Here is a 12,960-nt window from a genome sequence, read left to right as displayed (position 1 = left end):
GGGTCAACGCAGAACGCCACCGGTCTTGGTGACCGAGGAGAGGGAGATCCGAATGATTCTCGAGCAGTACTACATCGAGTGCCTGTCGCACGCGTCGTACCTGATCGGTGACGAGGGCACCGGCCGGGCGGTGGTGGTCGATCCGCGCCGCGATGTCACCGAGTACCTCGACGACGCCGCGCGGCACGGGCTGCGCATCGAGGGTGTGATCAACACGCATTTCCACGCGGATTTCGTCTCCGGGCATCTGGAGCTGCTCGAGGCGACCGGGGCGTGGATCGGGTTCGGGGAGGCCGCCGAGGCGGACTACCCGATCCGGCGGCTGCGCGACGGTGAGCACCTGTCCCTCGGGGAGGTGGACCTCGAGATCCTGGCCACCCCGGGGCACACCTGGGAGTCGATCTCGGTGCTGGTGCGCGAGCATCCGGGGGCGACCCCGGCCGCGGTGCTGACCGGGGATTCGTTGTTCATCGGTGATGTGGGCCGTCCGGACCTGGTGAATCTGGGGGATTCGTCGACCGAGGATCTGGCGCGGGCGATGTACCACACGGTGCACGAGAAGCTGCTGACCCTGCCCGATGCGGTCACGGTGCTGCCCGCGCACGGTGCCGGCTCGTCGTGCGGGAAGAACCTGTCGACGGAGCTGACCTCGACGATCGGGGAGCAGCGGGTGAGCAATCCGTCGGTGCAGCCGATGAGCGAGGAGGCGTTCGTGGCGTTGGTCACCGAGGGGCAGCCGGCCGCGCCGGCCTACTTCTCGGTCGATGCCGGGTTGAACAAGAGCGTGCATCCGCTGCTCGATCGGGGGCGCACCATCCCGGAGCTGAGCCCGGCGCGGGTGCGGGCCGAGCTGGCCGCCGGGACCCGGGTGCTCGATGCGCGCGGTGTGGACGATTTCGCGGCGGGGCATCTGCGCGGGTCGGTCAACGTCGGGTTCGACGGCCGGTTCGCCGAGACCGGCGGGATGGTCGCCGAGGTGGGGGAGAAGATCGTGTTGATCACCTATCCGGGGGAGGAGCAGGACGCGGCGGTGCGGCTGGCCCGGATCGGGTCGGACAACGCGGCCGGTTATCTCACCGTCGATCACGACGGGGTGTTCCCGGCGGAGCTGGCGGATCTGGTGCAGACCGCGCCGCGGACCACCGTCGCGCAGCTCGACGAGTTGCTCGCCGCCGATGCGGTGACGCTGGTCGACATCCGTAATCCCGGTGAACGCGAGTTCGGGGTGATTCCGGGGGCGGTGCCGATCCCGTTGGCGCAGCTGCGGACCCGGCTCGGGCAGGTGCCGACCGGCAAGCCGATCGTGGTGCACTGCGCCGGTGGGTGGCGTTCGAGTGTGGCCGCGTCGCTGCTGCGGGCGCAGGGCTTCGACAACGTCTCGGACCTGCTCGGCGGTTACAACGCCTGGGCCGAGGCCCACGTCCCCGCCTGATCCCGCACCCGAGGAAAACGAAAGGAACCCCCGATGGCAACGACGAATCTCACCCTCGCGGACTTCGAGTCCACGATCACCGACAACGACATCGTCCTGGTCGACTTCTGGGCCTCGTGGTGCGGTCCGTGCCGGGCGTTCGCCCCCGTGTTCGACAAGTCCTCGGCCGCGCACCCGGACGTCGTGCACGCCAAGGTCGACACCGAGGCCGAGCAGCAGCTCGCCGCCATGGCCGACATCCGCTCGATCCCCACGATCATGGCGTTCCGCGAGGGCGTGCTGGTCTACGCCCAGCCCGGCGCCCTGCCGGCGGCCGCCCTCGAAGACCTCATCGGGCAGATCAAGGCCCTGAACATGGCCGAGGTCCACGCCCAGGTCGCCGAACACAAGGCCGCCGCCGGCGCCTGACCCGCCACCCCCGTTACCCGTCCCGAGGAGGACCCCTATGTGTTACCCCGTCACCTGCCCGAACTGCGGAAAGACCGGCTGGGGCGGCTGCGGCCAGCACGTCGACGCCGTCATGCGCTCCGTGCCCGCACCCGACCGCTGCGCGTGCGGCCAGGACACCGCCGCGGGGGCGCAGGCACGCACCCTCGGCGCGCTCTTCCGACGCTGACCGCACCTCGAGGAGACTGCGCCTCCACCGCACTCTCCGCCGCGGCAACACCCCGCCCTGCTCGAGCAGGGCGGGGTGTTCGCGTAGCAGGCCGAGGGCCAATTACCCTTCCGCGGTCGGCCGACCGGTGAAAAACTCGTAAACGCCCACTCGAGAAGGGACGGCCACGGTGAACAGAGCGATGGGGCCGGTGGACACCATCTGGCTCAACATGGACCGACCCGAGAACCTCATGATCATCGACTCGCTGATGTTCTTCGAGGGCCCCGTCGACTGGTCGCGCGTGGTGTCCCTCGTGCAGCGACGATTCGTCGACACCTACCCGTCGTTCCGGCAGCGGCCGGTGCAACCGCGCACGCATGTCGGGTCGCCGCATTGGGAGGACGACCCGGAGTTCGACCTCGACGACCACCTGATCCGGACGACCCTGCCCCGCAGCGACGACGCGACGCTGCAGCGGTACATCGAACGGCGGATGCCGGTGCCGTTCGATCGTCGCCGCCCGCTGTGGGAGATGCACCTCATCGACGGATACCGGCACGGAGCCGTGATCTACACCCGGCTCCACCACTGCATCGGTGACGGCATCGCCCTCAACCAGGTGATGCTCTCGATGACGGGGGAGACCCCGGACAGCGACCTCGACGACGCCCCGACCGCCGTGCCCGAGCACCATGCCGGTCTCCTCGAGGGGGCCGCCAAGTTCGCGGGGGCCGCGGTGTCGAACACCGCCAGTGCGGCGTCCGGCGCTGCGCACATGCTGCTCGACCTGCCCAAGCTGCTCGATCCGCATGTCCTCGGCGACGCCTTCACCCAGGCCGAACGCACCGGCGAGATCGCGAACAAGCTCGTGCTCGGCCCCAAACCGCACACTCCGCTCAGTGGCGAACCAGGAACGGCCAAACGGGCGGTGTGGTGTGAGCCCTTTCCGCTCGACGACATCAAGCACATCGGTCACCGGACCGGCACCACCGTCAACGACGTGCTCATGGGAGCCGTCGCCGGGGCGCTCGCGACGTACATCCGCGAGCACGGCGGCAAGCCGCAGGACGTGCCCACGATGGTGCCGGTCAACGTTCGCCCCCTCGACAAGCCCCTGCCGAAGGAACTCGGGAATCAGTTCGCTCTGGTGCTCTTCAAGTACCCGTCGGCACTGGAGACCCCGCTCGAACGCATCGTCGAGACCCACCGGCGGATGGAGGTCATCAAGCACTCTCCCGAGGTGACGCTCACGTTCGGCCTGATCAAGGCGATCGGACGGACCGGTCCGGAGCTGGAACGGTTCTTCGTGGACTTCTTCTCCGGCAAGGCGATCGGGGTGACCACCAATGTTCCCGGTCCCACGAGCGACCGGTACATGGCGGGGGCGAAGATCCGCGGTGTGCTCGCCTGGGTGCCGGGCGCCGGCGATCAGACCCTCGGCGTCTCGATCTTCAGCTACAGCGGCAAGGTCCGGGTGGGGTTCAAGGCGGACGCGGACCGGGTGCCCGATCCCGAGAATCTCGTCCGCGCCTTCACCGAGGAGATCGACGGGCTGCTCCGCCTCTCGCACGCCGTGTGACGGCGACGTGAATCCGCCGATTCGGTGTCCGTTCCGGGTGAGGATGTCTACGGTCGGCTCATGAGCGAGCACGGGCACTACCAGGAAGTCCTGAACGCACTGAATCCGCAGCACCGGGCGCTGCGCGCGGCGATTCCCGAGGTGTATCAGGGTTTCAATGCCCTCAGCAAGGCCGCCTTCGCCCCCGGGGCCCTGGATACCAGGACCAAGGAACTGATCGCGCTCGCGATCGGCGTCGTCGACGAATGCGACGGCTGCATCGCCTCCCATGCGCGCAGCGCCGTCCGGGCCGGGGCGAGCAGGCAGGAGGCGGCCGAGGCGATCGGGGTCGCATTTCTGATGCAGGGCGGCCCGGCGACGATCTACGGGTCGCGGGCCTACACCGCGTTCTGCGAATTCGCCGACGCCGAGGAACAGCGGGACCGGTGACGGTCCGGTGGAGGGGATGACGGGAATCGAACCCGCGTAGCCAGTTTGGAAGACTGGGGCTCTACCATTGAGCTACATCCCCATGCATGCGATCGACCCGGGATCGCCGGGTCTGCCGCGTGCAGGAACAGACTGTACCGAACCTCGCTTTGGATTTCATAATCGGGGGGCCGTAGGATTCTCCCTCGGGTCCCCGGAAGGTTCCGGGTGCCGGTGTTGACGGGATGTGGCGCAGCTTGGTAGCGCATCCGCTTTGGGAGCGGAGGGTCGCAGGTTCAAATCCTGTCATCCCGACCAGGAAGAACCGGGTGGACGACCGAGCACCCGGTGACAGCTTGATCGAACGACCAACGAGCACGACAGAAGGAGCATGTCCGTGAAGAGCACCGTCGAGCAGCTCAGCCCGACGCGAGTCCGTATCAACGTTGAGGTGCCCTTCGAGGAGCTCCAGCCTGATTTCGACCGCGCGTTCAAGGCCCTCGCCAGCCAGATCCGCCTTCCCGGCTTCCGGCCCGGCAAGGCCCCGCGCAAGCTGCTCGAGGCCCGCGTCGGACGTGGCGCCGTGCTCGAGCAGGTCGTCAACGACGCCATCCCGGCCCGCTACAGCGAGGCCGTGACCGCCAACGAGGTCAAGGTCATCGGCCAGCCCGAGGTCGACATCACCAAGCTCGAGGACAACGTCGAGCTCGTCTTCACCGCCGAGGTCGACGTCCGGCCGGAGATCACCCTCCCCGACTTCTCCGCCATCGCGGTCACCGTCGATCCCGTCGAGGTCACCGACGAGGCGGTCGAGGAGCAGCTGCTGTCGCTGCGTCAGCGCTTCGGCACCCTCACCGGTGTCGAGCGGCCGGTGCAGGACGGCGACTTCGTGTCCATCGACCTGTCCGCCACCGTCGGCGGCGAGGAGGTCCCCGAGGCCTCCACCACCGGTCTGTCCCACGAGGTCGGTTCGGGCCAGCTCATCGACGGCCTCGACGAGGCGCTCGTCGGCCTGTCCGCGGGCGAGTCGAAGGAGTTCACCACCACGCTCGTCGCCGGTGAGCATGCCGGCGAGGAGGCCGTGGTCACCGTCACGGTGAACAGCGTCAAGGAGCGCGAGCTGCCCGCCGAGGACGACGAATTCGCGCAGCTCGCGAGCGAGTTCGACACCCTCGAGGAGCTCAAGGCCGACCTGCGCGAGCGGGTCTCCCGCGTCAAGAAGGTCGAGCAGGCCGGTCAGATCCGCGACAAGGTTCTCGACGCCCTGCTCGAGGCCGTGGAGGTGCCGCTGCCCGAGGCCGTCGTCCAGGCCGAGATCGACGGCGCCCTGCACGATGCCATCCACGCGCTCGACCACGACGAGACCAAGCTCAACCAGCTCCTCGAGGAGCAGGGCTCGAGCCGCGAGGAATTCGACAACGACACCCGCGAGTCGGCCGAGCGCGCCGTGAAGGTGCAGCTGCTGCTCGACGCGATCGCCGAGGCCGAGGGCACCACCGTCGAGCAGGAGGAGCTCACCGAGCGCATCTTCTTCCAGGCGCAGCGCTACGGCATCCCGCCGGAGCAGTTCATCCAGCAGATCGGCCAGGCGAACCAGCTCGGCGCCGTCTACGCGGACGTCCGGCGCGGCAAGGCCCTCGGCAACGTCGTGGACCGGGCCACGGTCACCGACACCAGTGGCGCCACGATCGACACCTCCGAGCTGTTCGGCACGAAGAGCGACGCCGAGTCCGAGGACGCCGAGGCTCCGGCCGGCGAGGGCGACTCCGAGTAGTAGAGCGAGACCCGTTGCCGCGCCGCGCGATTGCATGTGCGACGTCGCAACGGTTCTGCGCAGGGAACGCAGAGCGGAAATTTCCGCTTTGAGCGAAGTGGGGCGGCACCGGGCATCCGGTGCCGCCCCACTTCGTTACTGTCAGTGTCAGCAATCCACGATTGACGAGAAGGCAGGTACCGTGACTCCTCAGAATCCGGCGACATCCATCGGTCCCACGATGACCTCGGCCACCGCTGGGCTCAACCTCAGCGACTCGGTCTACGAGCGGCTGCTGCGCGAGCGGATCATCTTCCTCGGTACCCAGGTCGACGACGACATCGCGAACAAGCTCTGCGCGCAGATCCTGCTGCTGTCCGCGGAGGACCCGACGCGCGACATCTCCCTCTACATCAACTCCCCGGGTGGATCCGTCACCGCCGGTATGGCGATCTACGACACCATGAAGTTCGTCGAGTGCGACGTGGCGACCTTCGCGATGGGCCTGGCCGCCTCCATGGGGCAGTTCCTGCTCTCGGCCGGCACGCGGGGCAAGCGGTACGCCCTGCCGCACGCGCGGATCATGATGCACCAGCCGTCCGCCGGTATCGGCGGCACGGCCAGCGACATCGCGATCATGGCGGAACAGTTCGCGCACACCAAGCGGGAGATGGCGGAACTGATCGCCGAGCACACCGGCCAGACCGTCGAGCAGATCACGAAGGACTCGGACCGCGACCGCTGGTTCACCGCCAAGGAAGCACTCGAGTACGGCTTCGTCGACCATGTCGTCTCGCGGGCGCAGCAGGCCGGCGGCACCGGCAACTAGTTCCGAGCCCTCCGATCCGCTCTACGCCCCACGAATTCCTGGAGAAGCGATGACCAACCTGTTCGATCCGCGCCAGCTCGGCGGCCAAGCTCCGGCTTCCCCCGCGAGCCGCTACATCCTGCCCTCGTTCATCGAGCACTCGAGCTACGGGGTCAAGGAGTCCAACCCGTACAACAAGCTGTTCGAGGAACGCATCATCTTCCTCGGCGTGCAAGTGGACGACGCCTCGGCCAACGACGTCATGGCGCAGCTGCTGGTGCTCGAGTCGCTGGACCCGGACCGCGACATCACGATGTACATCAACTCGCCCGGCGGCTCGTTCACGTCGCTGATGGCGATCTACGACACCATGCAGTACGTGCGTGCCGACATCACGACCGTGTGCCTCGGCCAGGCCGCCTCGGCCGCGGCGGTGCTGCTCGCCGCCGGTACCCCCGGCAAGCGGCTCGCCCTGCCCAATGCGCGCGTGCTCATCCACCAGCCCGCCACCGGCGGCATCCAGGGCCAGGTGTCCGACCTCGAGATCCAGGCCGCGGAGATCGAGCGCATGCGCCGCCTGATGGAGACGACCCTGGCCAAGCACACCGGCAAGGACCCCGAGCAGATCCGCAAGGACACCGACCGCGACAAGATCCTCACCGCCGCGGAGGCCGTCGACTACGGTCTGATCGACAACGTGCTCGAGTACCGCAAGCTCTCGGCTCAGAAGTAACCGCCTCGGCCCGGCCCGGAGCGCGCCTCGCGCGCCTTCGCGGCCGGGCCGGTGTGCTCGAGCGGCATTACCGCCGCCCCGCACAAAATATGGCCCGAATCGCCCGGAACCGGTCGACCGCCGTCGCAGTCTCCGGGTACGGTCGTTCCAAGGGCCCGCTCCCCGGACCGGCGCTGTCGGCGGTCGCGGGATCGGTTGCACGCTTACGAGGAAGTAGGGACCTGACAGATGGCACGTATCGGTGACGGGGGCGACCTGTTGAAATGCTCTTTCTGCGGAAAGAGCCAGAAGCAGGTCAAGAAGCTCATTGCGGGCCCAGGGGTCTACATCTGCGACGAGTGCATCGACCTGTGCAACGAGATCATCGAGGAAGAACTGGCCGAGTCCAACGAGGTCAAGCTCGACGAGTTGCCCAAGCCGGCCGAGATCCGCGAGTTCCTCGACAACTACGTCATCGGGCAGGACTCCGCGAAGCGGACCCTGGCGGTGGCGGTCTACAACCACTACAAGCGGATCCAGGCGGGGGAGAAGGCCCGCGACACCCGGGGTGAGTCGGTCGAGCTGGCCAAGTCGAACATCCTGCTGCTCGGGCCCACCGGCTGCGGGAAGACGTACCTGGCGCAGACGCTGGCGAAGATGCTGAACGTGCCGTTCGCGATCGCCGACGCCACCGCCCTGACCGAGGCCGGGTACGTCGGTGAGGACGTCGAGAACATCCTCCTCAAGCTCATCCAGGCGGCCGACTACGACGTCAAGCGCGCCGAGACCGGGATCATCTACATCGACGAGGTCGACAAGATCGCCCGCAAGAGCGAGAACCCGTCGATCACCCGCGACGTGTCCGGTGAGGGCGTCCAGCAGGCGCTGCTGAAGATCCTCGAGGGCACCCAGGCGTCGGTGCCGCCGCAGGGCGGACGCAAGCATCCGCACCAGGAATTCATCCAGATCGACACCACCAACGTGCTGTTCATCGTCGCCGGTGCGTTCGCCGGGCTCGAGAGGATCGTCTCGGACCGGGTCGGCAAGCGCGGAATCGGCTTCGGCGCCGAGGTGAAGTCCAAGGCCGAGATCGACACCACCGACCACTTCGCCGAGGTCATGCCCGAGGATCTGATCAAGTTCGGTCTCATTCCCGAGTTCATCGGCCGCCTGCCGGTCGTCGCCTCGGTGACGAACCTGGACAAGGATTCGCTGGTGCAGATCCTGTCGGAGCCGAAGAACGCGCTCGTCAAGCAGTACGTCCGGCTCTTCGAGATGGACGGGGTGGAGCTCGAGTTCACCCAGGACGGGCTGGAAGCTGTCGCCGATCAGGCGATCCTGCGTGGTACCGGTGCCCGCGGCCTGCGCGCCATCATGGAAGAGGTCCTGCTGCCGGTGATGTACGACATCCCGAGCCGCGACGACGTCGCCAAGGTGGTCGTCACCGCCGAAACCGTCAACGACAACGTGCTGCCGACTATCGTGCCGCGCAAACCCGAACGGGAGCGTCGCGACAAGACCGCCTGATCCGACCGCGTGAAAGGCCCCGGCATCCGTGCCGGGGCCTTCGCCGTAGGTGGGGTGCTTCCGCCGGAGCCTGCGACGCCGCGGTGGCCGCGACGCCACAGTGCCCGCGACGCCGCGGTGGCCGCGACGCCACAGTGCCCGCGACGCCACAGTGGCCGAATGTCACATCACGTCACTCGAAGCGACGTGATGTGACATTCGGCCACGTAAGCGGAGGTCAGATGCGGTTGCCGAGTTCGCGCAGCGGGGTGCGGAAGGTTTCCTTCGCCGACAGGGCGGACACGGCGCACACCAGGCAGGCGCCGGACGTCAGGAGGGCGACGGGCAGCCAGTTCGTCGGATCGCCGCCCATGAGCGCGGTGCCGATGGCGGGGGCGAAGCCGGCGATGGCGAAGCCGAGCTGGGTGCCGATCGCCATGCCGGAGTAGCGGACCTTGGTGTTGAACATCTCGGCGTAGAACGCCGGCCAGATCGCGTTGGGCGCGGCGTAGAGCAGGCCCATCAGGGCGATGCCGGCGGCGAAGATCAGCGCGACGTTGCCCGTGGAGATGGCCTGGAAGTACACGAAGATGAACACCGCCGAGCCGAGGACGCCGGTGACGAAGACGGGCTTACGGCCGACGCGATCCGACAAGGCGGCGAGGGCGGGCTGGCTGAACAAGGCGACGGCGTTGGCGGCGATCGCGACCCCCAGCATCGTCGACTTGGCGATGCCCACCTCGGCGCTGGTCGCGAACGCCAGGCCGAACACGGAGAAGATGGTGCTCACCACGGCGACGAAGGCGCAGAAGATCACCCGGGTCAGGTTGGCCGGATGGGTGCGCAGCAGGTCGGCGACCGGCAGCTTGGCGACCTCGTGGGACTTCTTGGTCTCCGCGAACTCCTCGGGCTCCTCGAGCTTGAGCCGCATGACGTACGCGGCGGCCAGCACGAACAGGCTGCCCCAGAACGGTACGCGCCAGCCCCAGCTGTAGAGGATGTCGTCGGGCATGGCCGCGACGGGCAGGAACACCAGGCTGGCGAGGATGAAGCCGGCCTGGGTGCCGTTGAGCGTCCAGCTCGCGAAGAATGCTCGCCGGTTCTGCGGGGCGTGCTCGAGAGTCAGCGAGCTGGCGCCGGACTGCTCGCCGGCGGCGGAGATGCCCTGGAAGATTCGCATCAACACGAGCAGCGCGGGGGCGAGTACGCCGATCGACTCGGCGCTGGGGATCAGGCCGATGCCGAAGGTGGCGACGCCCATGAGGATGAGCGTGAACAGCATGACGTTCTTGCGTCCGACCCGGTCACCGAAGTGGCCGAGCACCACGGCGCCGAGCGGCCGCGCGACGTAGGCGACACCGAAGGTCGACAGGGACAGCAGCGCCGCGTGGCCGCTGTCGGGGAAGAACACGGTCGGGAAGATCAGGGCGGCGGCGGATGCGTAGATGTAGAAGTCGTAGTACTCGAGCATGCTGCCGAGGAAGGCCGACGACGCTGCGCGCTTGACCTTGGTGGTGTCGTGCGGGCGGGTTTCGGTCGTCATACCGGAATTCTCCGGCGTGTCGAGGGTGTGCGCGGTCATCGCGTCTCCTGTGCGGAAAAGGGGAGGGGATGTTCGAGATACGAACCCGGGTTCGTACTGCGTTGTCTCGAATGTAGGCGCCATCACACGGTGAACGCAAGATGTATGAACTAGATAGTTCATAAAATTTCGGAACGCGTCCCCGTGCGCATTCCCCCGAGGTCCCTCAGTCGGGCAGGGTCGTCAGGAACGCGACGAGGAGGTCGCCCAGCATCCTCCGATGCCTGGTCCGCAGCTCGTCCGCGGCGAGGTTCTGGTCGAACAGGGCCTGCCAGGTGTACCGGTTGGCGGTGCGGAAGACGCAGAAACTGCTGATCACCAGGTGGACGTCGAGGGCGTCGACGTCGTCGCGGAAGAGGCCGTCGGCCCGGCCGCGTTCGAGGATGCCGGTGAGCACGTCGACGGCGGGGGCGCCCAGGCCGGCGAGATGGGGAGACTGCCGGATGTGCTCGCCCCGGAGCATGTTCTCGTTGGCGACGATGCGGATGAAGTCGGGATGCTGGTCGTGGTGGTCGAACGTGGCCTCGGCCAGCACGCGGATGGCGTCGACGGGGCCGAGGTCTTCGAGGTCCAGCTCGCGCTCCTGGGCGCGGATCGTCCCGTAGGAACTCTCGAGGACGGCCCGGTAGAGGCCCTCCTTGTCGCCGAAGTAGTAATAGATCATCCGCTTGGTGGTCTGCGTGCGCTCGGCGATCTCGTCGACCCGGGCTCCTGACAGTCCCTTGTCCGCGAACTCCGCGGTGGCCACCTCGAGGATGTTCTCCCTGGTGAGGTCGCTGTTGCGGCGTCGTCGGCCGGTCGTCTGCTCGGGTGCCATGGCGCCACCCTATCGACCGGGGTCTTGTCTCCGTGCCGCCCGTGGCCGTACGCTATGGCTTGTAACTCACTAGTTCGTACATTGTGACGTGAAAGGCCCGCCATGACCGACTCGATTCTCTGCGGCCTCATCGGAACCGGCATCGGTGCCTCGCTGACACCCCCGATGCACGAGGAGGAGGGCGCGCGGCAGGGTCTGCGCTACGTCTACAAGATCATCGACCTCGACGAGCTGGGCCTCTCGGTCGCCGACCTGCCGCGGCTGCTGCGCACCGCGCGCGAGCTGGGCTTCCGGGGCCTGAACATCACCCATCCCTGCAAGCAGGCCGTCCTCGACCATCTCGACGACCTGTCGCCCGAGGCGAGCCGCCTCGGCGCCGTCAACACCGTGCTGTTCGACGGCGGGCGCGCGATCGGTCACAACACCGACTGGTCGGGCTTCGGCCGCAACTTCGACCGCGGACTCCCCAGCGTCGCGCTCGACGCGGTCGTCCAGCTCGGGGCCGGTGGGGCCGGGGCGGCGGTCGCGTACGCCGCGCTCACCCGCGGGGTGCGCGCGTTCACCGTCGTCGATCCCGACCTCGCGCGCGCCACCGCGCTGCGCGACACGCTCACCGTGCTGTTCCCGGACGTTGCCGTCTCGTCCGCGACGCCGGCCGAGCTGCCGCGGCTGCTGGCCGCCGCGGACGGCCTGATCCACGCGACGCCCGTCGGCATGGCCGCACATCCCGGAACGGCCTTCGACCCGGCACTGCTGCGCCCCGACCTGTGGGTCGCCGAGGTCGTCTACCGGCCCATCGAGACCGAACTCGTCCTGCGTGCCCGCGCACTCGGCGCCCCGACCCTCACCGGCGCGGGCATGGCCGTCTTCCAGGCCGTCGACGCATTCCGCATCTTCACCGGGGTGGAGCCCGACGCCGACCGCATGCTTGCCCACATGACGGCCCTGATCGAGGCGGAGCGGGTGCCGGCCTGATCTGTCCGTGGGGACGACGGCGCCGCCTCACCGCGGTCGGGACGACGGCGCCGTGTCACCGCGGTCGGGACGACGGCGCCGTGTCACCGCGGTCGGGACGACGGCGCCGAATCACCGCCCGGCACGCGCAACATCGCGCAGGCGAGCTCGACGATCTCCGACTCGAAGGTGGACAGGTCGGTCGCGTCCCCGGCCTCGTGGGCGCGCTCCCACGAGGCGAACGAGCCGATGACGAAGCGCACCGTCAGCCCCACACGCCGACGGGCGTCGGCTTCGGGGAGGTCGAGACACTGCGCGATCGTCTCCAGGAGGGAGGCGAGGACGGTGAGCGACTCGTCGGACGGGTAGTAGTCGGCCTGGACGGCCCCCGGCTGGGGGACCGCCAGGAACACCAGGGGGGCGGTGGCGAGCCACTGCTCGTTGAAGCGAGCCCAGTAGCTGGGCCTTCCGCGGGCGATCTCGGTGACGAGCGGATGGACGTAGGCATAGACGAGCCGTTCGAGTGCCGGGGAGCCGTCGAGGTGGGCTGCGTCCGTCAGTGCCGCCCGCTGGGCGTTGACGTGCGGCGCGTGCCGGCTCCAGACCGCGTCGAGCAGTCCGTGCCACGAGCCGAAGTGATAGGCGATCGCCGAATTGTTGCGCTGACCGGCGGCTGTGACCACCTCGCGCGCCGAGACGCCGTGGATGCCGCGACGGGCGACGAGTTCCTCCGCGGCATCCAGCAGAGCGAGACGACCTGTTGACACTGCCATGCGTCCACTGTACTAAGAAGTTCGACTTTCCAATTAAT

Annotated in this window: 13 protein-coding genes and 2 tRNA genes; 11 read left to right on the top strand and 4 right to left on the bottom strand. The window is 68.1% G+C overall.

Features of this window, described 5'->3' with window-relative positions:
- Positions 1–52 precede the first annotated feature (52 nt).
- The 5 genes from JYA75_RS20950 (at position 53) to JYA75_RS20930 (ending at position 4,038) form a co-directional block, all read left to right on the top strand.
- Complete coding sequence (locus JYA75_RS20950; protein ID WP_006942079.1) at positions 53–1,432, top strand: MBL fold metallo-hydrolase; 1,380 nt, start codon at positions 53–55, stop codon at positions 1,430–1,432.
- A 33-nt stretch (positions 1,433–1,465) separates the two neighbouring features.
- On the top strand, positions 1,466–1,840 hold the full coding sequence (gene trxA / locus JYA75_RS20945) for a thioredoxin (protein WP_043796566.1): 375 nt from the start codon (positions 1,466–1,468) through the stop codon (positions 1,838–1,840).
- A 37-nt stretch (positions 1,841–1,877) separates the two neighbouring features.
- A complete protein-coding gene (locus JYA75_RS20940) occupies positions 1,878–2,048 on the top strand; it encodes a hypothetical protein (RefSeq protein WP_164528111.1) in 171 nt (56 codons plus the stop codon).
- A 169-nt stretch (positions 2,049–2,217) separates the two neighbouring features.
- Positions 2,218–3,609, top strand: coding sequence for a wax ester/triacylglycerol synthase family O-acyltransferase (locus JYA75_RS20935; RefSeq protein ID WP_232334079.1), 1,392 nt, complete (start codon positions 2,218–2,220; stop codon positions 3,607–3,609).
- A 60-nt stretch (positions 3,610–3,669) separates the two neighbouring features.
- Positions 3,670–4,038, top strand: coding sequence for a carboxymuconolactone decarboxylase family protein (locus JYA75_RS20930; RefSeq protein WP_029543093.1), 369 nt, complete (start codon positions 3,670–3,672; stop codon positions 4,036–4,038).
- A gap of 8 nt (positions 4,039–4,046) precedes the next feature.
- Here the strand turns inward: JYA75_RS20930 and JYA75_RS20925 are convergent.
- Positions 4,047–4,120, bottom strand: a tRNA-Gly gene (locus JYA75_RS20925).
- Positions 4,121–4,258: 138 nt separating this feature from the next.
- Here JYA75_RS20925 and JYA75_RS20920 point away from each other — a divergent pair.
- The 5 genes from JYA75_RS20920 (at position 4,259) to clpX (ending at position 8,817) form a co-directional block, all read left to right on the top strand.
- Positions 4,259–4,335, top strand: a tRNA-Pro gene (locus JYA75_RS20920).
- 79 nt (positions 4,336–4,414) lie between these two features.
- Positions 4,415–5,791 (top strand): trigger factor, encoded by a 1,377-nt coding sequence (tig, locus tag JYA75_RS20915; protein WP_065923492.1) that lies wholly within the window; start codon positions 4,415–4,417, stop codon positions 5,789–5,791.
- 181 nt (positions 5,792–5,972) lie between these two features.
- On the top strand, positions 5,973–6,599 hold the full coding sequence (locus JYA75_RS20910) for an ATP-dependent Clp protease proteolytic subunit (protein WP_003938127.1): 627 nt from the start codon (positions 5,973–5,975) through the stop codon (positions 6,597–6,599).
- A gap of 49 nt (positions 6,600–6,648) precedes the next feature.
- Positions 6,649–7,311 carry an ATP-dependent Clp protease proteolytic subunit gene (locus JYA75_RS20905; protein ID WP_006937299.1) on the top strand — a complete coding sequence of 221 codons (663 nt, stop codon included), beginning with the start codon at positions 6,649–6,651 and terminating at the stop codon, positions 7,309–7,311.
- Between the two features lie 228 nt (positions 7,312–7,539).
- Positions 7,540–8,817, top strand: coding sequence for an ATP-dependent Clp protease ATP-binding subunit ClpX (clpX, locus tag JYA75_RS20900; RefSeq protein ID WP_003938129.1), 1,278 nt, complete (start codon positions 7,540–7,542; stop codon positions 8,815–8,817).
- Positions 8,818–9,034: 217 nt separating this feature from the next.
- On the opposite strand, the gene JYA75_RS20895 is transcribed toward clpX, so the two are convergent.
- Both JYA75_RS20895 and JYA75_RS20890 read right to left on the bottom strand, forming a co-directional pair.
- On the bottom strand, positions 9,035–10,378 hold the full coding sequence (locus JYA75_RS20895) for an MFS transporter (RefSeq protein WP_029543097.1): 1,344 nt from the start codon (positions 10,376–10,378) through the stop codon (positions 9,035–9,037).
- A 166-nt stretch (positions 10,379–10,544) separates the two neighbouring features.
- On the bottom strand, positions 10,545–11,195 hold the full coding sequence (locus tag JYA75_RS20890; RefSeq protein ID WP_029543099.1) for a TetR family transcriptional regulator: 651 nt from the start codon (positions 11,193–11,195) through the stop codon (positions 10,545–10,547).
- A gap of 102 nt (positions 11,196–11,297) precedes the next feature.
- Here JYA75_RS20890 and JYA75_RS20885 point away from each other — a divergent pair, with 102 nt between their 5' ends.
- Positions 11,298–12,170, top strand: a complete 873-nt coding sequence (locus tag JYA75_RS20885; protein WP_050035064.1) for a shikimate dehydrogenase — start codon at positions 11,298–11,300, stop codon at positions 12,168–12,170.
- Positions 12,171–12,253: 83 nt separating this feature from the next.
- Here JYA75_RS20885 and JYA75_RS20880 read toward each other — a convergent pair whose 3' ends face one another.
- Positions 12,254–12,922 carry a TetR/AcrR family transcriptional regulator gene (locus JYA75_RS20880; protein ID WP_029543103.1) on the bottom strand — a complete coding sequence of 223 codons (669 nt, stop codon included), beginning with the start codon at positions 12,920–12,922 and terminating at the stop codon, positions 12,254–12,256.
- Between the last annotated feature and the right edge of the window lie 38 nt (positions 12,923–12,960).

It is taken from the genome of Rhodococcus sp. PSBB066, assembly GCF_017068255.1.
GTDB lineage: Bacteria > Actinomycetota > Actinomycetes > Mycobacteriales > Mycobacteriaceae > Rhodococcus > Rhodococcus aetherivorans.
This window is presented reverse-complemented; position numbering and strand designations above follow the sequence as displayed.

What these genes read in the sequence shown, in the direction of transcription:
- JYA75_RS20930 (WP_029543093.1), top strand. Translation starts at nt 3,670, where the DNA reads ATGAGCGAGCACGGGCACTACCAGGAAGTCCTGAACGCACTGAATCCG.
- JYA75_RS20880 (WP_029543103.1), bottom strand. Translation starts at nt 12,922, where the DNA reads ATGGCAGTGTCAACAGGTCGTCTCGCTCTGCTGGATGCCGCGGAGGAA.
- JYA75_RS20890 (WP_029543099.1), bottom strand. Translation starts at nt 11,195, where the DNA reads ATGGCACCCGAGCAGACGACCGGCCGACGACGCCGCAACAGCGACCTC.
- JYA75_RS20885 (WP_050035064.1), top strand. Translation starts at nt 11,298, where the DNA reads ATGACCGACTCGATTCTCTGCGGCCTCATCGGAACCGGCATCGGTGCC.
- trxA (WP_043796566.1), top strand. Translation starts at nt 1,466, where the DNA reads ATGGCAACGACGAATCTCACCCTCGCGGACTTCGAGTCCACGATCACC.
- JYA75_RS20940 (WP_164528111.1), top strand. Translation starts at nt 1,878, where the DNA reads ATGTGTTACCCCGTCACCTGCCCGAACTGCGGAAAGACCGGCTGGGGC.
- clpX (WP_003938129.1), top strand. Translation starts at nt 7,540, where the DNA reads ATGGCACGTATCGGTGACGGGGGCGACCTGTTGAAATGCTCTTTCTGC.
- JYA75_RS20950 (WP_006942079.1), top strand. Translation starts at nt 53, where the DNA reads ATGATTCTCGAGCAGTACTACATCGAGTGCCTGTCGCACGCGTCGTAC.
- JYA75_RS20905 (WP_006937299.1), top strand. Translation starts at nt 6,649, where the DNA reads ATGACCAACCTGTTCGATCCGCGCCAGCTCGGCGGCCAAGCTCCGGCT.
- JYA75_RS20895 (WP_029543097.1), bottom strand. Translation starts at nt 10,378, where the DNA reads ATGACCGCGCACACCCTCGACACGCCGGAGAATTCCGGTATGACGACC.